This window comes from Streptomyces sp. VTCC 41912 (assembly GCF_045799175.1).
GTDB classification, from domain to species: domain Bacteria; phylum Actinomycetota; class Actinomycetes; order Streptomycetales; family Streptomycetaceae; genus Streptomyces; species Streptomyces albulus_C.
Genome location: NZ_JBJMAB010000060.1, coordinates 16,482 through 36,045 on the forward strand (window position 1 = coordinate 16,482; position 19,564 = coordinate 36,045).

Sequence of the window (19,564 nt, forward strand, 5' to 3'; positions counted from 1 at the left end):
CCGGAGACCCCACCATGTCTGAACTGCAGAACGAAGTCAGCGAGTTGGAACGCACCTCGGCCACCGCCGCCCGACTCTTCGACATCCGCCGCATCATCGGTGGCCTGTTCGTCGTCTACGGCGTGATCGTCACCGTCGCCGGGCTCACCGCCTCCGACGCGGACCTGGCGAAGGCCCAGGGCGTCAACATCAACCTGTGGACGGGCCTGGGCATGCTCGCGCTCGGCCTGTTCTTCCTGGTCTGGCTGATGCTGCGGCCCACCGTCCCGCCGTCCGCCGCGGAACTCCGCGACGCCCAGGGCGCCCCGGCCGACCGCCCGGATCAGGAGGGCTGACCCCCAGGGACCTGCTGGACCCGCTCCAACAGGCCGGTGCGGGCGGCCAGCGCGGCCGCCTCCAACCGGGAGCCCACCTCCAGCTTCATCAACACCCGCTGGACGTGGGTCCTGGCGGTGCTCGGCGCGATGTCCATGCCCGCCGCGATCACCCGGGTGTCCTCGCCCTCCGCGACCCGGATCAGCACCTCCACCTCGCGGGGGGTGAGCAGCGACAGCAGCCGCGCGCCCTCGTCGTCGGGCTGGGCGGCGGGGTGCAGCAGCTCCTCGAACGCCTGCCGGAGCAGTTGCGGGGCGACCGCCGCCTCACCCGCCCGGGCCTTGAGCATGGCCCGCTCGACGCCCTCGATGCGTTCGTCGTTGCGGACGTAGCCGGAGGCGCCGGCGGCGAACGCGGCGGCGATCCCGCGCGGGCTGGGCACCGGCCCGAGCACCACCACCGCGACCTGCGGCCGCTCCCGCTTGATCCGGACGACCGGGTCGAAGGCCCCTGGTTCGGCGGGCCCGGCGGTGCCCAGCAGGCACACCTCCGGCGCCCGGCTCACCACCAGGTCCGCGGCCCCGGCGCTGGGCGCGGCGGCCGCCAGGACCCGGTGCCCGCGCAGCTTCAGGGCCGAGGCGAGCGCCTCGGCGAGCAGACGGTGATCGTCGACCACCATGAGCCGCACGCCCATCGAGCGGACCCCCTCAACTCCCCGACCGGCTGTGTGTTCCCGGGAAGGTACACGGTCGGCTGCCGATGCGCTCCCCCTAGCGGGGAGAAGACCACCGGAACGCGGGAATCCAGGCCAATCGGGGCCGATTGGCGCCCTTGCGCCCGGCCCCGCGAGCCCACCGCCCGCGGGCCGGCCACCGGGCGCCTACGCGTCCTCGGCCAGCTCCAACCAGCGCATCTCCAACTCCTCGCGCTGCGCGCCGAGTTCGCGCAACTGCGCGTCCAGGCCGGCGATCTTCTCGAAGTCGGTGGCGTGCTCGGCCATCTGCCCGTGCAGCGCCGCCTCCTTCTCGCCGATCTTGTCCAGTTGGCGCTCGATCCGCTGGAGCTCCTTCTGCGCCGCGCGGTTGACGGCGGCCGGCTTCTTCGGCGCCGCGGCGGCCGGCTGGGCGGGCGTCGGCGTCGCCGCCTCGATCACCTTCTGCCGGCGCTCCAGGTACTCGTCCAGGCCGCGCGGCAGCATCCGCAGCGCCGCGTCGCCCAGCAGCGCGAACACCCGGTCCGTCGTCCGCTCCACGAAGTACCGGTCGTGGCTGATGACGATCATCGAGCCGGGCCAGCCGTCGAGCAGGTCCTCCAACTGCGTCAGGGTCTCGATGTCGAGGTCGTTCGTCGGCTCGTCCAGGAACAAGACGTTCGGCTCGTCCATCAGCAGTCGCAGGATCTGCAACCGCCGCCGCTCGCCACCGGAGAGGTCACCGACCGGCGTCCACTGCTTCTCCTTCGTGAAGCCGAACTTCTCGCACAGCTGCCCCGCCGTCATCTCCCGACCCTTGCCGAGGTCGACCCGGTCGCGGATCTGCTGGACGGCCTCCAGCACCCGCAGCGCAGGATTGAGCTCGGCGACCTCCTGCGAGAGGTACGCGAGCTTGACGGTCTTGCCGACCACGACCTTGCCGGCCGCCGGCTGCTGCTCGCCCCCGCTGCGGGCGGCCGCCTCCAGCGTCCGCAGCAGCGAGGTCTTGCCCGCGCCGTTCACGCCGACCAGACCGATCCGGTCACCCGGCCCCAACTGCCACGTCAGGTGCTTGAGCAGCACCTTCGGCCCGGCCTGGACGGTCACGCCCTCCAGCTCGAAGACCGTCTTGCCCAGGCGCGAGCTGGCGAACTTCATCAGCTCGGCGTTGTCGCGCGGCGGCGGCACGTCCGCGATCAGCTCGTTGGCCGCCTCGATCCGGAACCGCGGCTTGCTGGTCCGGGCCGGCGCACCGCGCCGCAGCCAGGCCAGCTCCTTGCGCATCAGGTTCTGCCGCTTGGCCTCCTCGGACGCGGCGATCCGCTCCCGCTCGGCCCGCGCGAAGACGTAGTCGGAGTAGCCGCCCTCGTACTCGTGGACGGCGCCGCGCTGGACGTCCCACATCCGCGTCGCCACCTGGTCCAGGAACCACCGGTCGTGGGTGACGACCACCAGCGCGGACCGCCGCGCCGCCAGGTGCCGGGCCAGCCAGGAGATCCCCTCGACGTCGAGGTGGTTGGTCGGCTCGTCGAGCACGATCAGGTCCTGCTCGGCGATCAGCAGCTTGGCCAGCGCGATCCGCCGCCGCTCGCCACCGGACAGCGGCCCGATGACGGTGTCCAGCCCCTGCGTGAACCCCGGCAGGTGCAGATCCCCGAACAGCCCGGTCAGCACGTCCCGGATCTTGGCGTTGCCGGCCCACTCGTGGTCGGCGAGGTCACCGATCACCTCGTGCCGGATGGTGGCCGCCGGGTCCAGCGAATCGTGCTGGGTCAGCACGCCCAACCGCAGGTCACCGGCGTGCGTGACCCGGCCGACGTCGGCGGACTCCAGCTTGGCGAGGATCCGGATCAGCGTGGTCTTGCCGTCGCCATTGCGACCCACGACGCCGATCCGGTCGCCCTCGTTGACGCCGAGGGAGACACCGTCGAGCAGCGCACGTGTCCCGTACACCTTGTCGACGGCTTCCAGATTGACGAGGTTGGCGGCCATCTCACTCCTGCTCTGTGCGTCCCCGGTCGGGGGCTCGATCGACCTCCCAGGGTAGTCGCCGCGGGGCGGGGGCCTTCGGGGGAGGACGGGGATGGCTCACGGGGGGGGCGCAGGGGCGCGCGGGGGCGGTCACCCTTTGTGATGACGTGAGGGGGATGTGGCCGTTACCGTGGACTGGCAGGCCGAAGAATCCCGTCCAGGGGAGGAATCACGACCGCCGAGTTCGTCCTCGACAAGCGCAACGGTCCCGAGCCAGCCATCTCCGTCGTCCATGCCCGAGCCGTCACGGGCCGACGCCAGACACACTTCAAGGCAGCCGACGTCCTGCTCGCCATCGAGGTCGTGTCACCGGACTCCGAAGCCCGCGACCGCAACTTGAAGCCCGGCAGGTACGCCGCGGCTGGCATCCCCCACTTCTGGCTGGTCGACATGGCAGGTCCGGACGACCACCCGGTCGTCCAGGTCCACGAGCTCGGCAAGGCCACCGGCACGTACGCGCCGACCGGCATCTACCACGACCGCGTCAAGCTCAGCGTGCCCTACCCCATCAACATCGACCTGGCCGCCATCGACGAGCTCTAGGCGTCAGGCCGCCACGAACGACGCCCACCCCGCGGCCGAGAAGACCAGCGCGGGCCCCTGCGGATCTTTGCCGTCCCGGACGGGGACTACGAGGGGCACAACTCACCACCACCATCTGCTGGTTGCCCGGGACTACGTGATTCCTCGGCACGCTACGCGCGTGCGGTGCCGCCACGTGCCTGATTCACCACAATGCACGCAGAAGGGGCGCCCACCGGATCGTGCGTTTCCGCGACCCGGTGGGCCGGGTCGCGGCACGGCACGACGTAAAGGCGTAAAGCCCGGGGAAATCCCCTTCCCAACCCCACCGGCCTCCCCAGCGGCCTCCGCACCGCCCCGCCACTCACACGGGTGACATATGCCAACTCGATTGGTTTTGAGGTGGGTTGGGCGGCATATGCTCGCCGCGACCGGTGCACACCTGCACGACCGCACACATGCTTCGGCCCTCGCCAGGACTGGCATCCCGAACGAGGGCCTAACCACCAAGGAACAACCCTTCCCGATGGCTACCACCCAGGAAACAACCCTTCCCGATGGCTCTAGAGAACCGTAGCGTGCCCATGCGCCCCACGTCCCGCGTTCCCGCGACGACTCCCCCGTCCGGGGTCATTCACGTCAACTCCCGGCACAGCAACCGCTACACGGTGGTCGGCAACCACCTCGCCCAGCACCGCGGGCTGACCCTCGTGGCGATCGGGCTCGCCGTGCACATCCAGTCCCTGCCCGCCGGGGCACGCATCGGCATCAAGTGCCTGACCGCCCGCTTCCCGGAGAGCGAGGCCCGGATCGCCTCCGCGCTGCGGGAGTTGGAGGCCGCCGGGTACTTGGAGCGCACGCGGGAGCGACTGCCCAGCGGCCGGGTGGTGACCCGCACGGTGTCGTACAACCAGCCGGGGGCGGCGCCCCACCGCCCCGCACCCCGCCCCGCCGACCGGGCCCCCAGGCCGCGCCGGGAACCGAGGCCGAGGCCGAGACCGGCGCCGAAGCGGGAGCCTGCGCCCCTGCCCGCACCGCACCGCCCCGACCCGGTGGCCGCACGCACGGCCCACCGCATCCTCGCGGAGCTGCGGCGCGACGATCCCCGCCTGCTGCTGTCCGAGACGGACGTGGCGCGGCTCGCCCCGGCCGTGCACGCCTGGCTCGAACGTGAGGCACCCCCCGACGCCGTGCGCCGCACCCTGACGGCCGACCTGCCGCCCGGCCTCCGCAATCCGGCGGCCCTCCTCGCCCACCGGCTCACGGCGTCACTGCCCCCACCCCTCCCGGCCGGCGCCCCGCCCCCCATCCGCCCCGACCCCCTCCAGACCTGCGACGCCTGCGAACGCGCCTTCCGCGCGCCACACCCGGGACGGTGCCGCGACTGCCGTTCCAGCCCCTAGGAGGCCGCCTAGCATGAACGTGACGACCCTTGCCCCTGGGCACAGAACGAGGAGCGCGCGCCATGACCTTCGCCCCGGACAACGCGCAGCAGAGTGCCTCCCACCTGTACCTGACCATGCGAGGCGTCGTTCAGTCGATGGACGACGTCATCCCAGGGAAATTCGAGATCACCAAGGAAGGGATCGTTCACGACATGAGGTCGCCGGGAGGGCCTCACGAGGTCACGGCCGCACACGTCAGCCGGCGTCTGGAGAAGCTGATGCCGGACGAGTTGCTGGCCCACAACGGCACACCCGATGTCGAAGACGAGCCCGAGGGCATCATGCGGCACCCTGACGTGATGGTGATCGCCTGGACCGATCTCAACGTCGAGGGCTCCATCGATCCCCGTACGGTGATCGCCGCCATCGAGGTCGTCTCCCGCTCCAACCCGGACAACGACTGGGTGGGCAAGACCCGCGACTACCCCCTCCTGGGCATCCCCGTCTACGCGGTCTTCGACCCCCGCACGGGAACGGGCGCGGTCTTCTCCGACATCCACTCCACCCCGGACGGCCCCCGCTACGCCACCCGCAAGGACTTCGTCTACGGCGAGGACGTCACCATCGCCGAGTGGACGATCTCGACGGACGGCCTGCCGCGCTACGCGTGACGACGCCCCGCCCGCCCCTCAGTCCACGTACTCCACCGTGACCGGGGCGGTGTTGTTCGTCAGGTCCGGGTCCGGGTGCTCCGGATCGGGCTGCACGGAGACCGTGCCCCGGGCGCCCTCGACCCGTTTGTCGATGCGGAACCGCAGTGTGGGCGGGTCGATCAGGGGTGCCGGGCACAGCACCTTGCGGTTCTTCTCGTCGACGTAACCGCAGTAGAGCTCTTCGTGCCCTTCGCCTGTGGGGTGCCACGCCAGGCTGACGCCTTCGGGCAGGGTCAGGAACACGCCACCCTCGTAGTAGCCGTCCAGGTCCTTCACGCTGATGTCGTTCGTCTGGCCCACCTGGCCCCTGAGGGCGAACCCGTTGACCTGTAGGTCCCGGGTCCGGGTCGTGCGGAACTGCACGGCGCTGTAGGCCGACTCCCGGCCGAACGTGGTGAACAGGCCGCCGTCGACCGGACGGAACCCGAGCGGCGCGCCGGTACCCCGCGGGGCCGAGTCGGGCAGCCGCGCACTGGACGGCGTGTTGGGGGCGGGATACACGGTGTAGGTGATCGCGCCCTGTCTTCCGGTCTCGGCGACCTTGGCCGTGAACGACTGGTCGGTCTCGTACGCCGCTCCGGCGGGCAGCGGCCGAGGGAACGTACAGACCGCCTTCGTCGGCGCGTCGGCCCTGTCGTAGCGGCAGTTGCTGAACTGCCTGCGCAGCGTCGCCTGCCCCTTCACGTCCACCACGACGCTGAGGTCGTCGTCCAGACCTGATTTCCCCCTGTTGCCGAAGGCGGGGCGCGCCTTCACCTCGGAGCCGGGCGCCACGTCGGCCAAGCCCTCGCCTTCACGTACTGCCAACTCCGGCGCCCCGATGACCAGTTGAATCGTCCGGTGGATGGTGGGGGTGTTGTCACTGGTCACGGTGATCTTCATGGGCCCGGCCGGGCCGTCCTGCGCGTTCCGCCTCACCCTCATGTCGAACAGCCAGACGTTCGCGGAGTCGCCCGACGTGAGGTTCTTCGGGGTGCAGGTGACGAGACCACGGACGCCCTTGCACACCTGCTCCCGTTTCCTGGTGTCGAACGTCACCGACTTCGTGGCGGTCGTGTCGACGGTCACCTTGATGTTCCTGGTGCTCACCCGCCCCGTGCCCGGGGAAACCCTGCTCGCCGCCAGGTTGACGTAGAACGGCTCGGAATTGTCGCCGGTCATCTCCTCCAGTTCCGACTCCGTGAAATGCCGGAGGTAGCTCGTGGTCAGCTCGTCCTGGAACGTCAGCTTCGCCCGCTGTGGCTCGTCCGCCCGCGGGGACGCCGCGCAGCCGGAGGTCGCCATCCCGCCGAGCACCACCAGCAGTGCCGCCGCCCCAGCCGTGGTCGCGCGCCGTCGCCGGATGCCCGCTCTCGAATCCGTCATGCAGGTCCAGACTCGAACGCCGGGTCGAACGGTTGCCGGCGGACGAACACGGTACGGCCACGGATCGGACACGGCCTGACCGCCCCTCAGTCCGCGTACTCCATCGTGATCGGGGCGGTGTTGTTGGTCAGGTCCGGGTCCGGGTGCTCCGGGTCGGGTTTCACGGAGATCGTGCCCCGCGCGCCCTCGACCCGCTTGTCGATGCGGACGCGCAGTACGGGGAGGGGGTTGTCGGGCGCCGGGCACACGACCTTCCGGTTCTTCTCGTCGGTGTACGCGCAGAAGAGCATTTCGCTCGCCTCGCCCTCCTGGTGCGCGATCAGGCTGACACCCTCGGGCAGGGTCACGTACGAGTCACCGTCGAAGTAGCCGCCCGCGTCCATCACGTCGATCTCCCTCGTCTGGCCCACCTTGCCCTTGATGGCGAACCCGTTGACCTGCCGGTCGTATCTGCGGGTGGTGCGGAACCGCATGTCGCCGAAGGCCAACTCCCTGTCGAAATGATCGAAATGGCTGCCGTCGGTCGGGCGGAAACCGAGCGGAGCGCCGCTTCCCCGCGGGGCGGAGTCCGGCAACAGGTCGCGGGTCGGCGTGTTGGGGGCGGGATAGAGGGTGGCGGTGATCTTGCCCTGGCTGCCGGTCTCGTCGACGGCCGCCGTGAACGGCCGGTCGGTCTCGTACGCCGCTCCGACCGGCAGCGGCCCGGGGATCGTGCACAGCGCCTTCTTCGGTGCGTCGGCCTTGTCGTAACGGCAGTTGCGGTACTGCCGGCGCAACGTCGCCTGGCCCGACACCTCCACCGCGACGCTGAGGTCACCGTCGACGTCGACGGCGCCCTCGTTACCGAACGCGGGCCGCACCTCCAGTTCGGAGCCGGGCTCTATCGGATCGGACGCCGGGTGCAGGTCCCGGCGCGCGCTCAGGCCGGGCGAACCGATGACCAGTTGGGAGGTGAAGCTGATGGTGGGGGCGTTGTCGCTGGTCACGGTGACCTTCATGGACCCGGCCCGGCCCTTCTTCGCGTCCCGTCTCACCACCATGTGGAACAGCCGGAGGTTCTCCTGCTCGCCCGACTCGATGTCCTTCGGGGTGCAGGTGACGAGACCACGGACGCCCTTGCAGCCCTGCTCCCTGTTCATGGTGTTGAACGTCACCGACTTCGTGGCGGTCGTGTCGACGGTCACCTTGATGTTCCTGGCGCTCACCTGCCCCGTGCCCGGGGAAACCCTGCTCGCCGCCAGGGTGACGGAGAACGGGTCGTAGGCCCCGGCCGCCGCCCACTCCCGTTCCGACTTCTCGATGTACCGGAGGTAGCTCGTGCCCACCGGGTCCCGGAACGCCAACTCGGCCCGTTGCGCGGCCTTCTCCCCCTCGGGTTTGCCCGCACCGCAGGACGTCACCGCCCCGCCGAACACGACCAGCAGGGCGGCCGCCCCGGCCGTGGTCGCGCGCCGTCGTCGTGGGCCCGTTCTCGAAACCGTCATGCAGGTCCAGACTCGAACGCCGGGTCGAACGGTTGCCGGCGGACGGGCACGGTACGGCCACGGATCGATCACGGACCGTAGCGCCCGACGCCGTACGGCGCACTCCCTAGCCCTGGGGCAGGACCGTCGCTCCGGGGGCCGGGGCGGCGGTGGTGCGGGCCGCGCGGCAGGTGCCCGAGGCGCGCAGGGCCGCGGCGACCCGGTCGGCCTGGTCCGCGTCGGCCACCAGGAACGCCGTGGTCGGGCCGGAGCCGGAGACCAGGGCGGCCAGCGCCCCGGCGTCGGTGCCGGCGGCGAGGGTGGCGGCCAGCGACGGGCGGAGGGAGACCGCGGCGGCCTGGAGGTCGTTGCTCATCGACGCGGCCAGGGCGGTGGCGTCGCCGGTGCGCAGGGCGTCCAGGAGGGCCGGGGTCGGCTCGGGGTCGGGGATGTCGGCGGTGGTCGCGCCGGTGCCGGAGGCGTCGCGCAGGCGGTCGCACTCCTTGTAGACGGCGGGGGTGGACAGGCCGCCGTCGGCGACCGCGAAGACCCAGTGGAAGGTGCCGCCGACGGGCAGCGGCTCCAGCAGTTCGCCCCGACCGCGGCCCAGGGCCGCGCCGCCGACCAGGCTGAACGGCACGTCGCTGCCCAACTCGGCGCAGATCGAAAGGAGTTCGTCCTGCGAGGTGCCGGTCCCCCACAGTGCGTCGCAGGCCAGCAGGGCGCCGGCGGCGTCCGCGCTGCCGCCGGCCATGCCGCCGGCGACCGGGATGTCCTTGGCGATGTGCAGGTGCACGCGGGGGTCCAGGCCGTGCCGGGTGGCCAGCGCGCGGGCGGCGCGGGCGGCGAGGTTGGACTCGTCCAGCGGGACCTGGTCGGCGTCGGGGCCGGTGCAGGTGAGCGTCAGGGCGTCGGCGGGGGTGACGGTGACCTCGTCGTGCAGGCCGACGGCGAGGAAGACGTTGGCCAGGTCGTGGAAGCCGTCCGGGCGGCGGCCGCCGACCGCGAGCTGGACGTTGACCTTGGCGGGCACGCGGACGGTGACGCGGTAGGGGGCGTTGCGGGTCATCGGGCGGTCTCCTGGTCCGTGGCCGCGACCTTGTTCTCGGCGATGGCGATGAACTCCTCGATCGTCAGCGCCTCGCCACGGGCCTGCGGGGAGACGCCGGCCGCGACCAGGGCCGCCTCGGCGGCCTGCGCCGAGCCCGCCCAGCCGGCGAGGGCGGCCCGCAGGGTCTTGCGGCGCTGCGCGAAGGCGGCGTCGACGACCGCGAAGACCTCCTCCCGGGAGGCCCGCGAGGGCAGCGGTTCGGCCCGGCGGACGAGCGAGACCAGACCGGATTCGACGTTGGGCGCCGGCCAGAAGACGTTGCGGCCGATCGCCCCGGCCCGCTTGACCTGGGCGTACCAGTTGGCCTTGACCGACGGGACGCCGTAGACCTTGTTGCCCGGGCCGGCGGCGAGCCGGTCGGCGACCTCGGCCTGGACCATGACCAGGGTCCGTTCGATGGTCGGGAACCGTTCCAGCATGTGCAGCAGGACCGGCACCGCGACGTTGTAGGGGAGGTTGGCGACCAGGGCGGTGGGGGCCGGGCCAGGCAGCTCGGTGACGTGCAGGGCGTCGCGGTGGACGAGCGCGAAGCGGTCGGCGCGCTCGGGCAGCCGGGCCGCGACGGTGCCGGGCAGCGCCGCCGCGAGCACGTCGTCGATCTCGACGGCGGTGACCCGGTCGGCGGCCTCCAGCAGCGCCAGGGTCAGCGAGCCCAGGCCCGGGCCGACCTCGACGACCACGTCGTCGGGGCGGACCTGCGCGGTCCGCACGATCCGGCGGACGGTGTTGGCGTCGATGACGAAGTTCTGGCCGCGCTGTTTGGTGGGGCGTACGCCCAGCGCGGTGGCCAGTTCCCGGACGTCGGCGGGGCCCAGCAGCGGGCCGGTTTCGTCAGTGGTCTTGCGGTCGCTCACCCGTGAAGCTTACGGCCGCAGACCGGCCACGGGCTCGCGCCCCGGGTGACGTAGAGCTTCTTGGCCCGGAAGGTCTGCTCGGCGGCGGGGGCGTCCTGGGGTCGGCCGGAGCCGCCGAGCCCGTGCCAGGTCCCGACGTCGAACTGGTAGAGCCCGCCGTAGGTGCCCGAGACGTCGACCGCGTCCGGGCGGCCGCCGGCCTCGCACTGGGCGAGCGCCTCCCAGGCCAGGCCGTCGGCGCCGCTGACGGAGGTGGGCAGCGCCTGGGTGCCGACGTGGATGATCTGCGGGCGGGGGCGGTGGACCGTTTCGACCGCCACCTTGTGGGGCTTGCGGCGCACCCCGTTGACGGTGTCGCGGCGGTAGGTGACGCGCCGCAGGCCGGGGACGCCGGGGCGGACCACCACTTCGGTGCCGCGGGGCAGCGCCGGGTCGGGCCGCCTGACGGTGCGGAACGGCACGGGCTGCTCGCGGACCTCGGTGGTGCCGGTGATGCGCAGCACCGAGACGGTCTGGCCGTCGCGGGGGAAGCTGTCCGGCGGCACCGAGGTGGTGTCCCTCTCGCGCAGGGCCAGGCCGGCCTGGGCGAGGGCCTCGCGGACGGTCGCGGCGTTGGTGCGGACGTGGTACTCGCGGCCGTCGGCGACGAAGACCAGGGCGCGTTCGGTGCGGACGTGCAGTTCCAGGCCGTGCCGGGCGATGCGCTGGGAACGCGCGGCGGAGAGGTAGGCGCCCTCGGCGCGCACCCCGAGCTGGTGCAGGGCCCCCTCGACAGTGTCGGCGGTGGTCCACACCTGGCGGCGCTGCCCGTCGAGGGTGAGCATGACCGGCCGGCCGTGCCGGACCACGATCTCGTCGCCGCTGGCGAGGTCGGTCCCGGGGGTGGGGGCGACGATGTCGTGGCGGCCGATGTCGAGTTTCTGGTCGGCGAGGAGTTCGTCGACGTCGTCGGCGAAGGTGTGCAGGGTGCGCGGGTCGCCGTCGACGCTGAGCTTGACGGCCTTGTCGTGCGCGACGAAGGCGGTGGTGCCGCCGGCGAGGAACGCGACGACCAGGGCGCGGGGCAGCAGCCGGCGCAGTTGTTCCGGGGTGTCGGCGGCGCGCCGGCGGCGGCCCCGGCCGCGCCCGACGCGTTGGCCGCTCTGCGATGGACTCACGCTGCACCTGCCACGGGTGTCGTCCGGTAACCGGTCAAGCGCGGAATGTAGCGGAGTGCGGGCGGCGGGCCCAACTCGCCGCGGTGGCGCGGGGTGGCCGAACCGAGCCCGACCGCGTCAGTAGTCGAACGCGCGGGCGGTGTTGGCGGCTACGGCCGAGGCCAGCGCGTCCTCCGTCATGCCCTTCACCTCGGCCATGGCGCGCAGGGTGAACGGGATGAGGTAGGGGGCGTTGGCCCGTCCGCGGTACGGCGCGGGGGTGAGGAAGGGGGCGTCGGTCTCGACGAGCACCAGTTCGGGCGGGGCGACGGCGAGGGCGTCGCGCAGCGGCTGGGCGTTCTTGAAGGTGACGTTGCCGGCGAAGGACATGAAGTAGCCGGCGGCGGCGCAGGTCTCGGCCATCGCGGCGTCGCCGGAGTAGCAGTGGAAGACGACCCGGTCGGGCGCGCCCTCCTCGCGCAGGATGCGCAGCACGTCGTCGTGGGCCTCCCGGTCGTGGATGACCAGGGCCTTGCCGCGCCGCTTGGCGATCTCGATATGGGCGCGGAAGGACCGCTGCTGGGCGGCGGTGCCCTCGGGGCCGGTGCGGAAGTAGTCCAGGCCGGTCTCGCCGACGCCGCGGACCTCGGGGCGGGCGGCGAGGGCGTCGATCTCGGCGAGCGCGTCGTCGAGGGCGGCGTCCCCGCCGGCGGTCCGGGCCGCCTGCCGCGACCGGTCCGCCCGTAGCCCACCGCCGCCTTCGGCGGGGTCGCCCTGCACGATCCGGGGTGCTTCGTTGGGGTGCAGGGCGACGGCGGCGTGGACGGCGGCGTGGGCGGCGGCGGTGTCCGCGGCCCAGCGGGAGCCGGCCAGGTCGCAGCCCACCTGGACGAGGGTGGTCACACCGACGGAGGCGGCCTTGGCGAGCGCCGCCTCGACGGTGGTGTCCTGCATGTCCAGGTGGGTGTGCGAGTCCGCGACCGGCACCCGGAGGGGTTCCGGCAGCGGGGGCGGGGTGTCGTTGTCCTGCTTGGCCATGGCCGCGATCCTACGAGGGCCGCGGCCGGCGCCTCACCTGCGGTGGTGCTGGAAGGGGTGCAGCAGGTCGGAGAGGTGCCAGTGGTGCCGGTCGGGGTCGGCGGTGCTGCCGGTGCGGCCGGAGCCGTCGCGGGGGCCGGCGTCCTCGTGCCCGGCGGCGTCCTCGCGGTGGGCGGCCTTGCGGTGGTGCTGCGGTCGCTGGTGCAGGTGCGCGATCGCGTCGGAGACCATCGAGACCTGACCGGAGCGCATGATGCGGACGACGTGGCCGCCGCAGTTGGCGCACGTGGGGTGGGTCAGGGGGGACGGGACACGCTCGCCGTCCGCGTAGTAGACGGCGTGCGTGACGCCCTTGGCATCCACCTGGTGCTCGATCTCGTACGCCTGTTCCCAGCCGTGGCCACAGCCCATGCAGCAGAAGGCGTACGCCTCGTGGGCCGCGGGCTCGGACCGTCGGGGGTGGGGCGGAACGGGGTGTGCGGGCGCCGCACCGGGGGTACCGGCGGTGGTCTTCGTGGTGTCGCTCATGTGCGCTCCTCTTGTCCGCTGGACAAGCTCTCCGGGGACGGGAGGTCCCGGTTCCCAGGGAACGCCTTTCGGGGGCGGAACGCAGCCGAGCTGCTACCTATTGGCCCAGATTTGGCAGGTCGTAGGAAAAACGCACCGCTGGACGGGTGATCGCTTTACCTTCGATGCCGGCCGTTTACCTTCCCAGAGGTCGGATCATGGCTCTGGTCTGGGCTTTTGTGCTCTCCCGAGCGGTTTGACGCTCAGCCGGGCGGGGTTGTCACACCGTCCCGGCCGCGCCCCGTCCGGCGTCCCGCTCGGCGTTCTTCGCCGCCACCACCGCGTCGAAGACCTCCCGCTTGGGCAGCCCGGCGTCCGCCGCCACCGCCGCGATCGCCTCCTTGCGGCGCTCCCCGGCCTCCTCGCGGACCCGCACCCGGCGCACCAGCTCCGCGGCGTCCAGCTCCCCCGGCCCGCTCTCCGGGGCGCCCTCGACGACGACGGTGATCTCCCCGCGGACGCCCTCGGCGGCCCACTCGGCCAGCTCGCCCAGCCCGCCGCGCCGGACCTCCTCGTAGGTCTTGGTCAGCTCGCGGCAGACCGCCGCCCGCCGGTCCGCGCCGAAGACCTCGGCCATCGCGGCGAGGGTGTCGTCCAGGCGGTGCGGCGCCTCGAAGTAGACCAGGGTGCGCCGCTCCTCGGCGACCTCCCGCAGCCGGGACAGCCGCTCCCCCGCCTTGCGCGGCAGGAACCCCTCGAAGCAGAACCGGTCCACCGGCAGCCCGGACACCGCGAGGGCGGTGAGCACCGCGCTCGGCCCGGGCACCGCGGTGACCTTGATGTCGCGCTCGACGGCCGCCGCGACCAGCCGGTAGCCCGGGTCGGAGACCGACGGCATGCCGGCGTCGGTGACCAGCAGCACCCGCGCCCCACCGGCGAGCGCGTCCGCCAGCTCGGGCGTGCGGGCCGCCTCGTTGCCCTCGAAGTACGACACGATCCGGCCGACCGGCTGGACCTCCAGCGCCTGGGTCAGTCGGCGCAGCCGCCGGGTGTCCTCGGCCGCGATCACGTCGGCGGCGGCCAACTCGGCGGCGAGCCGCGGCGGGGCGTCCGCGACGTCACCGATGGGCGTCCCTGCAAGTACCAGCGTTCCAGTCACGCCCCCATCCTCCCAGCCCCGCGCCGGTGCCCGGCCGGGCCCGGGCCGGTGACGCGCGGCACCGCCCCGGCGCCGCGGGCCCCCGCCGCACAGACCGCTTCCCTACGATGGGCCGGGTGACGAGTGACACCAGTGCGACGCCCCCGGCCGCCCTGCGCACCCCGGAGGCGACCGACCGGCCCCCGGCGTGGCAGCGGCGGCTGCGCCGGTTCGGGTACGCCGGCCGGCCCGAGGCCGACGTCCACACGCGGCTGGTGGCGCCGTTCCCCGAGCCGGACGGGCGGGTGTGGGCGCTCTTCGGCACCGGCCCCGACCTGGCCCGGCGGCTCGCGCGCTGGTCGGGCTGGATCGGGCCGCTGCTGGTGACGCTGTTCGCGGGCGTGCTGACGTTCTGGAACCTCGGCAGCCCGCGCAAGGTGATATTCGACGAGACGTACTACCCCAAGGACGCCTGGTCGCTGCTCCAGTACGGCTACGAGGGCACCTGGGCGAAGAACGCCAACGACGCCCTGCTGGCCCATCCCCCGCAGATCCTGCTCTCGCCGGAGCACTCGTACGTCGTCCATCCGCCGATGGGCAAGTGGCTGATCGCGCTGGGCGAGTGGGCGTTCGGGATGAACCCCTTCGGCTGGCGGTTCATGACCGCGCTGCTCGGCACCCTGTCGGTGCTGCTGGTCTGCCGCATCGGGCGGCGGCTGCTGCGCTCGACGGCACTGGGCTGCCTGGCCGGCGGGCTGCTGGCGGTGGACGGGCTGCACTTCGTGATGAGCCGCACCGCACTGCTCGACCTGATCGTGATGTTCTGGGTGCTGGCCGGCTTCGGCTGCCTGCTGGTGGACCGGGACCGCACCCGGGCCCGGCTGGCGGCGGCGCTGCCCCTCGGCCCGGCCGGGGTGGCCCGACCGGACGACGAGGTCGGCGACCGGCTGCGGCTGGGCTGGCGACCCTGGCGGATCGCGGCCGGCCTGTGCCTGGGCCTGTCGGCGGCGACGAAGTGGAACGGCCTGTACTTCCTGGCCGCGTTCGCGCTGATGTCGGTGCTGTGGGACATGGGCGCGCGGCGCACCGCCGGCGCCCGCCGCCCGTTCCGGTCGGTGCTGCGGCGCGACGCGCTGCCCGCGTTCGGCGCGACGGTCGTGGTGGCGCTCGCCACCTACCTGGCGTCCTGGAGCGGCTGGATCGCCACCAAGGGCGGCTACTACCGCGACTGGGCCACCTCCCCCGAGGGCCGACAGGGCTCCTTCACCTGGCTGCCGGACTGGCTGCGCAGCCTGTGGCACTACCAGAGCGAGGTCTACGCCTTCCACACCGGCCTGACCACACCGCACACCTACATGTCCAACCCGTGGAGCTGGTTGGTGCTGGGCCGCCCCGTCTCGTACTTCTACGAGGACCCCAAGGCCGGGCAGGACGGCTGCACCGCCGCCGAGGGCTGCGCCCGCGAGGTGCTGGCGCTGGGCACCCCGCTGCTGTGGTGGGCGGCCTGCTTCGCGCTGCTGTACGTGCTGTGGCGGTGGCTGTTCCGGCGGGACTGGCGGGCCGGGGCGATCGCCTGCGGCGTCGCGGCCGGCTACCTGCCGTGGTTCCTCTACCAGGAGCGGACCATCTTCCTCTTCTACGCCGTGGTCTTCGTGCCGTTCCTGTGCCTGGCGCTGGCGATGATGATCGGCGCGATCATCGGACCGCCGGGGGCCGGTGAACGGCGGCGCACCCTCGGCGCGGTCGGCGCCGGAGTGCTCGTTCTCCTGATCGTGTGGAATTTCATCTACTTCTACCCCCTCTATACGGGTATGCCGATCCCCAAGAGCGCCTGGCACAACCGGATGTGGTTCGACAGCTGGGTCTGAGCCCGCCGATGTGACGAACCCGTCACGTCGGTTCGACGGAGCGTCACCGGACCGTGCCCGGATCGAGACTCACCACGCGCCCGTGTCCCTTAGAGTGCGATGGGCGTTCTTGGGTGCGTACTCAAGGATCAAGCTCCTGGGAGGGGATCGGTGGCATGCGCCGCGAGGTGAAGTACGGACTGATCGGCGGGTCGGTGGCCCTGGTGGCGGGCGTCGTCGGCGGGTTCACGCTGTTCGGCGGCTCGGACGACGGGGCTCCGCAGGCGGTCAGGTCGGCGGATGCCAAGTCGGGCGACGGCGGCCCCACGGTGCCCTCCGGCCCGCTCACCGCCAAGGAAGTGAACACCACCGCCCAGACCTTCCTGACGGCCTGGCAGTCCGGTGACGTCGCCAAGGCCGCGGCGCTGACCGACGACCCGGACGCCGCCCGGACCGCGCTGACGGCCTTCGCCCCGCAGGCGAAGTTCTCGAAGGTGACGCTGAAGCCGGGCACCCCGGCCGGCGACAAGGTGCCGTACACGGTCAGCACCGAGATCGACTACAAGGCCGTGAAGACCCCGTTCTCGTACGGCAGCACGGTGGCCCTCCAGCGCGACAAGGCCACCGGGAAGCCGCAGGTCGCCTGGCAGCCCTCGACGCTCTACCCGGGTCTGGCCAAGGGCGACGAACTGCGCACCGGGGAGGCCGAGGCGCCGCCGATCAAGGCGGTGGACCGCAACGGCGTCGAGCTGACCGCCAAGGACCACCCCACGCTCGCCGGGGTGCTGGACAGCCTGCGCACCAAGTACGGCAGCAAGACCGACGGCAAGCCGGGCGTGGAGCTCTACGTCCACCGCGCCAAGGCCGCCGACAGCAACAAGCAGCAGCCCGACAAGACGCTGAAGGTGCTCTCCAAGGGCACCCCGGGCACCCTGCACACGACGCTCGACGCCAAGCTCCAGACCGCCGCCGAGAACGCCGTCAAGGGCAAGAAGTCGGCGTCCGCGGCGGCCGTCAAGCCCAGCACCGGGGAGATCCTGGCGCTCGCCAACTCCCCCGCCGACGGCTTCAACGTCGCCACCCAGGGGTCGCTGGCGCCCGGTTCGACGATGAAGATCGTCACGTCCGCGATGCTGATGGACAAGGGGCTGACGGCGCCGGACAAGAAGAACCCGTGCCCGAAGTTCGTCACCGTCGGCGGCTGGAAGTTCCAGAACCTCAACCAGTCCGAGATCCCCGACGGCACCTTCGCGCAGAGCTTCGCGGCGTCCTGCAACAACGCCTTCATCGGGCACGCCAAGGACCTCGGCGACGACGACCTGACCAAGGAGGCCCGGGACGTCTTCGGCATCGGGCTGAACTGGGCGACCGGCATCCCCACCTTCGACGGCGCCGTCCCGGTCCAGCACGACGCCCAGATGGCGGCCTCGCTGATCGGTCAGGGCGGGGTCCGGATGAACCCGCTGAACGTCGCGTCGATCGCCGCCACCGCCCAGTCCGGCGGGTTCCGCCAGCCGTACATCGTCGCCCCGTCGCTCGACAACCGCACCTTCGCCAAGGCGGCGCGCACCATGAAGCCGGACACCGCGTCCAACCTCAAGGCGCTGATGAAGCTGACCGCCACCGCCGGCACGGGCGCCGAGGCGATGCAGGGCATCAGCGGCGACATCGGCGCCAAGACCGGCTCCGCCGAGGTCGACAGCCAGGACAAGCCCAACGCCTGGTTCGCCGCCTACCGCAACGACCTGGCGGCCGCCGCGGTCGTCCCGGCCAGCGGGCACGGCGGCACCAACGCCGGCCCGGTGGTCCGCGCCATCCTCACCGCCGGCTGAGACGCCCGGACACCCCGCGCGTCCGGGGTGTCCAGCGTCCGGATCTCGTTCGCATGGCCCGTACAGCTTTCGCTAGCGTGCGGGCCATGAGCGATTCCGCGACCGACAACCCTCCGACCGCAACGACCGCCCAGGCCCACCCCCGCTTCGCCGAGGCCCTCACCGCGCTCGACCTCAGCGTCGAGGTGCGCGCGTTCCCCGAGGCCACCCGGACCGCCGCGGAGGCCGCCGCGGCGGTCGGCTGCGACCTCGCCCAGATCGTCAAGTCGTTGATCTTCGTCGCCGACGGCGAACCGGTACTGGTCCTGATGGACGGCGCCTCCCGGGTGGACGTGGCACGGGTCCGCGACGAACTCGGCGCCGCCAAGGTCAGCCGGGCCGACGCCGCGCTCGTCCGCGAGACCACCGGATACGCCATCGGCGGCGTCCCGCCGTTCGGCCACCGCACCCGCACCACCGTCCTCGCCGACCGCCGCATCCTCGACCAGGACACCGTCTGGGCCGCCGCCGGCACCCCGCACACCGTCTTCCCGCTCGCCCCGCGGACCCTGCTCGCCCACGCCGGGGCCCGGCTGGTGGACGTGCGCGAGCAGTCCTCGTGACGCCGCTGGTCGTGGCGGCCGTGCTGCTGGCCGCCGTCACCCACGCAAGTTGGAACGCCATCGCCCACGGGATACGCGACCAACTCCTGGCCTTCACCCTGGTCGGTGGCGGCGGGACGCTGTGCGGCGCGCTCCTGGTCTGCTTCACCCCGCTGCCGGCGGCCGCCGCCTGGCCGTACCTCCTGGGCTCCGCGGTGCTGCACATCCTCTACCAGGGCCTGCTGATGCAGTCGTTCCGCATGGGCGACTTCGGCCAGATGTACCCGATCGCCCGAGGCACCGCGCCGCTGGTCGTCACGGTCCTCGCCGCGCTGTTCGTGCACGAGATCCCCAGCGGCTGGGCGCTGGCCGGCGTCGCGCTGGCCTCCACGGGCCTGGTGGGACTGGCGGTCTGGGGCATCCGCGGCTCCGGCGCCCGCCCGCACTGGCCGGCGATAGCGGCCGCGGTCGCCACCGGCCTGTCCATCGCCTCGTACACCACCGTCGACGGCCTGGGCGTCCGCGCCTCCGAGACCTCGCTGGGCTACATCGGCTGGCTGATGCTCCTCGAAGGGCTGGCCATCCCGGTCTACGCGCTGATCACCCGCCGCGGCCGCCTCGTCGCCGAACTCCGGCCCTTCGCACTGCGCGGGCTGGCCGGCGGAGTGCTCTCGGTGTTCGCCTACGGGCTGGTGCTGTGGGCGCAGACCCGCGCGCCGTTGGCGCCCATCGCGGCGCTGCGCGAATCGTCGATCATCGTCGGGGCCGCCATCGGCACGGTGTTCTTCAAGGAACGCTTCGGACTGCCGCGGTTGGCGGCGGCCGGGTTGATGGTGGCGGGCATCGGCCTGATGCTGGCCGGCTAGACCGCGCCCTTCGGGGGGCTTCCCCACGTTGTCGGGTTTGCCGCCGTGGGGCGTCTGCCGTTCCGCCTTCGGCGGGTGGGGTGTTGTGGGGCGGTGCCCCCTTGTTGTGGGTGGTGCCGGGTCCGGGGGCTGCGGGGCGTGTGGTCGGACTGCTGCGCTTTACGTCCGA

General features: G+C 72.5%; 18 protein-coding genes and 1 pseudogene. 8 read left to right on the forward strand and 11 right to left on the reverse strand.

The window, feature by feature from the left end; all coding sequences use genetic code 11:
• The first annotated feature begins 14 nt into the window (after positions 1-14).
• Positions 15-335, forward strand: a complete 321-nt coding sequence (locus ACJ6WD_RS39245) for a hypothetical protein (RefSeq protein ID WP_233661615.1) — start codon at positions 15-17, stop codon at positions 333-335.
• On the opposite strand, the gene ACJ6WD_RS39250 is transcribed toward ACJ6WD_RS39245, so the two are convergent.
• Both ACJ6WD_RS39250 and ACJ6WD_RS39255 read right to left on the reverse strand, forming a co-directional pair.
• Positions 323-1,009: a LuxR C-terminal-related transcriptional regulator gene (locus ACJ6WD_RS39250; protein ID WP_016578184.1), complete on the reverse strand. Its 687-nt coding sequence runs from the start codon at positions 1,007-1,009 to the stop codon at positions 323-325. The genes ACJ6WD_RS39245 and ACJ6WD_RS39250 overlap by 13 nt on opposite strands.
• Before the next feature lie 186 nt (positions 1,010-1,195).
• Positions 1,196-2,998, reverse strand: coding sequence for an ABC-F family ATP-binding cassette domain-containing protein (locus tag ACJ6WD_RS39255; protein ID WP_016578183.1), 1,803 nt, complete (start codon positions 2,996-2,998; stop codon positions 1,196-1,198).
• A gap of 225 nt (positions 2,999-3,223) precedes the next feature.
• On the opposite strand from ACJ6WD_RS39255, the pseudogene ACJ6WD_RS39260 reads away from it, so the two are divergent.
• Positions 3,224-3,580 (forward strand): annotated as a pseudogene (locus ACJ6WD_RS39260) (Uma2 family endonuclease); the annotation flags it as partial.
• Positions 3,581-3,583: 3 nt separating this feature from the next.
• Here ACJ6WD_RS39260 and ACJ6WD_RS39265 read toward each other — a convergent pair.
• A complete protein-coding gene (locus tag ACJ6WD_RS39265) occupies positions 3,584-3,679 on the reverse strand; it encodes a DUF397 domain-containing protein (protein ID WP_078486779.1) in 96 nt (31 codons plus the stop codon).
• A gap of 464 nt (positions 3,680-4,143) precedes the next feature.
• Here ACJ6WD_RS39265 and ACJ6WD_RS39270 point away from each other — a divergent pair, with 464 nt between their 5' ends.
• Together ACJ6WD_RS39270 and ACJ6WD_RS39275 are read left to right on the forward strand one after the other, a co-directional pair.
• The gene (locus tag ACJ6WD_RS39270) at positions 4,144-4,962 is read left to right on the forward strand and encodes a helix-turn-helix domain-containing protein (RefSeq protein WP_233661616.1); all 819 of its coding nucleotides are present in this window, start codon (positions 4,144-4,146) and stop codon (positions 4,960-4,962) included.
• A 62-nt stretch (positions 4,963-5,024) separates the two neighbouring features.
• Positions 5,025-5,615 carry a Uma2 family endonuclease gene (locus tag ACJ6WD_RS39275; protein ID WP_407617637.1) on the forward strand — a complete coding sequence of 197 codons (591 nt, stop codon included), beginning with the start codon at positions 5,025-5,027 and terminating at the stop codon, positions 5,613-5,615.
• Between the two features lie 18 nt (positions 5,616-5,633).
• Here ACJ6WD_RS39275 and ACJ6WD_RS39280 read toward each other — a convergent pair whose 3' ends face one another.
• The 8 genes from ACJ6WD_RS39280 to rsmI form a co-directional block, all read right to left on the reverse strand.
• Complete coding sequence (locus ACJ6WD_RS39280; protein ID WP_407617638.1) at positions 5,634-7,022, reverse strand: hypothetical protein; 1,389 nt, start codon at positions 7,020-7,022, stop codon at positions 5,634-5,636.
• A gap of 86 nt (positions 7,023-7,108) precedes the next feature.
• On the reverse strand, positions 7,109-8,506 hold the full coding sequence (locus ACJ6WD_RS39285; protein ID WP_407617639.1) for a hypothetical protein: 1,398 nt from the start codon (positions 8,504-8,506) through the stop codon (positions 7,109-7,111).
• A 106-nt stretch (positions 8,507-8,612) separates the two neighbouring features.
• Positions 8,613-9,554: a 4-(cytidine 5'-diphospho)-2-C-methyl-D-erythritol kinase gene (locus ACJ6WD_RS39290; RefSeq protein ID WP_407617640.1), complete on the reverse strand. Its 942-nt coding sequence runs from the start codon at positions 9,552-9,554 to the stop codon at positions 8,613-8,615.
• On the reverse strand, positions 9,551-10,450 hold the full coding sequence (gene rsmA / locus ACJ6WD_RS39295) for a 16S rRNA (adenine(1518)-N(6)/adenine(1519)-N(6))-dimethyltransferase RsmA (protein WP_233661621.1): 900 nt from the start codon (positions 10,448-10,450) through the stop codon (positions 9,551-9,553). The genes ACJ6WD_RS39290 and rsmA overlap by 4 nt, the downstream gene beginning before the upstream one ends.
• Positions 10,447-11,607, reverse strand: coding sequence for a resuscitation-promoting factor (locus ACJ6WD_RS39300; protein WP_233661622.1), 1,161 nt, complete (start codon positions 11,605-11,607; stop codon positions 10,447-10,449). The genes rsmA and ACJ6WD_RS39300 overlap by 4 nt, the downstream gene beginning before the upstream one ends.
• 117 nt (positions 11,608-11,724) lie before the next feature.
• Complete coding sequence (locus ACJ6WD_RS39305; protein WP_020930727.1) at positions 11,725-12,624, reverse strand: TatD family hydrolase; 900 nt, start codon at positions 12,622-12,624, stop codon at positions 11,725-11,727.
• A 33-nt stretch (positions 12,625-12,657) separates the two neighbouring features.
• Positions 12,658-13,152 carry a hypothetical protein gene (locus ACJ6WD_RS39310; RefSeq protein WP_233661623.1) on the reverse strand — a complete coding sequence of 165 codons (495 nt, stop codon included), beginning with the start codon at positions 13,150-13,152 and terminating at the stop codon, positions 12,658-12,660.
• A 259-nt stretch (positions 13,153-13,411) separates the two neighbouring features.
• Positions 13,412-14,290, reverse strand: coding sequence for a 16S rRNA (cytidine(1402)-2'-O)-methyltransferase (gene rsmI, locus ACJ6WD_RS39315; RefSeq protein WP_233661624.1), 879 nt, complete (start codon positions 14,288-14,290; stop codon positions 13,412-13,414).
• Between the two features lie 107 nt (positions 14,291-14,397).
• On the opposite strand from rsmI, the gene ACJ6WD_RS39320 reads away from it, so the two are divergent.
• The 4 genes from ACJ6WD_RS39320 to ACJ6WD_RS39335 all read left to right on the forward strand — a co-directional run bounded on the left by ACJ6WD_RS39320 (position 14,398) and on the right by ACJ6WD_RS39335 (position 19,395).
• Positions 14,398-16,137, forward strand: a complete 1,740-nt coding sequence (locus ACJ6WD_RS39320) for a dolichyl-phosphate-mannose--protein mannosyltransferase (RefSeq protein ID WP_376442122.1) — start codon at positions 14,398-14,400, stop codon at positions 16,135-16,137.
• Between the two features lie 155 nt (positions 16,138-16,292).
• Positions 16,293-17,948 (forward strand): penicillin-binding transpeptidase domain-containing protein, encoded by a 1,656-nt coding sequence (locus ACJ6WD_RS39325; protein ID WP_233661626.1) that lies wholly within the window; start codon positions 16,293-16,295, stop codon positions 17,946-17,948.
• A gap of 86 nt (positions 17,949-18,034) precedes the next feature.
• The gene (locus ACJ6WD_RS39330) at positions 18,035-18,550 is read left to right on the forward strand and encodes a YbaK/EbsC family protein (RefSeq protein ID WP_233661627.1); all 516 of its coding nucleotides are present in this window, start codon (positions 18,035-18,037) and stop codon (positions 18,548-18,550) included.
• Positions 18,547-19,395 carry an EamA family transporter gene (locus ACJ6WD_RS39335; protein WP_407617641.1) on the forward strand — a complete coding sequence of 283 codons (849 nt, stop codon included), beginning with the start codon at positions 18,547-18,549 and terminating at the stop codon, positions 19,393-19,395. Before ACJ6WD_RS39330 ends, ACJ6WD_RS39335 begins: the two co-directional genes overlap by 4 nt.
• Positions 19,396-19,564 lie beyond the last annotated feature (169 nt).

Coding starts and splice junctions, on each gene's coding strand:
- ACJ6WD_RS39255 (WP_016578183.1), bottom strand. CDS start 2,998: ATGGCCGCCAACCTCGTCAATCTGGAAGCCGTCGACAAGGTGTACGGG.
- ACJ6WD_RS39245 (WP_233661615.1), top strand. CDS start 15: ATGTCTGAACTGCAGAACGAAGTCAGCGAGTTGGAACGCACCTCGGCC.
- ACJ6WD_RS39320 (WP_376442122.1), top strand. CDS start 14,398: ATGGGCCGGGTGACGAGTGACACCAGTGCGACGCCCCCGGCCGCCCTG.
- ACJ6WD_RS39250 (WP_016578184.1), bottom strand. CDS start 1,009: ATGGGCGTGCGGCTCATGGTGGTCGACGATCACCGTCTGCTCGCCGAG.
- ACJ6WD_RS39280 (WP_407617638.1), bottom strand. CDS start 7,022: ATGACGGATTCGAGAGCGGGCATCCGGCGACGGCGCGCGACCACGGCT.
- ACJ6WD_RS39290 (WP_407617640.1), bottom strand. CDS start 9,554: ATGACCCGCAACGCCCCCTACCGCGTCACCGTCCGCGTGCCCGCCAAG.
- ACJ6WD_RS39305 (WP_020930727.1), bottom strand. CDS start 12,624: ATGGCCAAGCAGGACAACGACACCCCGCCCCCGCTGCCGGAACCCCTC.
- ACJ6WD_RS39270 (WP_233661616.1), top strand. CDS start 4,144: ATGCGCCCCACGTCCCGCGTTCCCGCGACGACTCCCCCGTCCGGGGTC.
- ACJ6WD_RS39285 (WP_407617639.1), bottom strand. CDS start 8,506: ATGACGGTTTCGAGAACGGGCCCACGACGACGGCGCGCGACCACGGCC.
- ACJ6WD_RS39310 (WP_233661623.1), bottom strand. CDS start 13,152: ATGAGCGACACCACGAAGACCACCGCCGGTACCCCCGGTGCGGCGCCC.
- ACJ6WD_RS39275 (WP_407617637.1), top strand. CDS start 5,025: ATGACCTTCGCCCCGGACAACGCGCAGCAGAGTGCCTCCCACCTGTAC.
- ACJ6WD_RS39325 (WP_233661626.1), top strand. CDS start 16,293: ATGCGCCGCGAGGTGAAGTACGGACTGATCGGCGGGTCGGTGGCCCTG.
- ACJ6WD_RS39330 (WP_233661627.1), top strand. CDS start 18,035: ATGAGCGATTCCGCGACCGACAACCCTCCGACCGCAACGACCGCCCAG.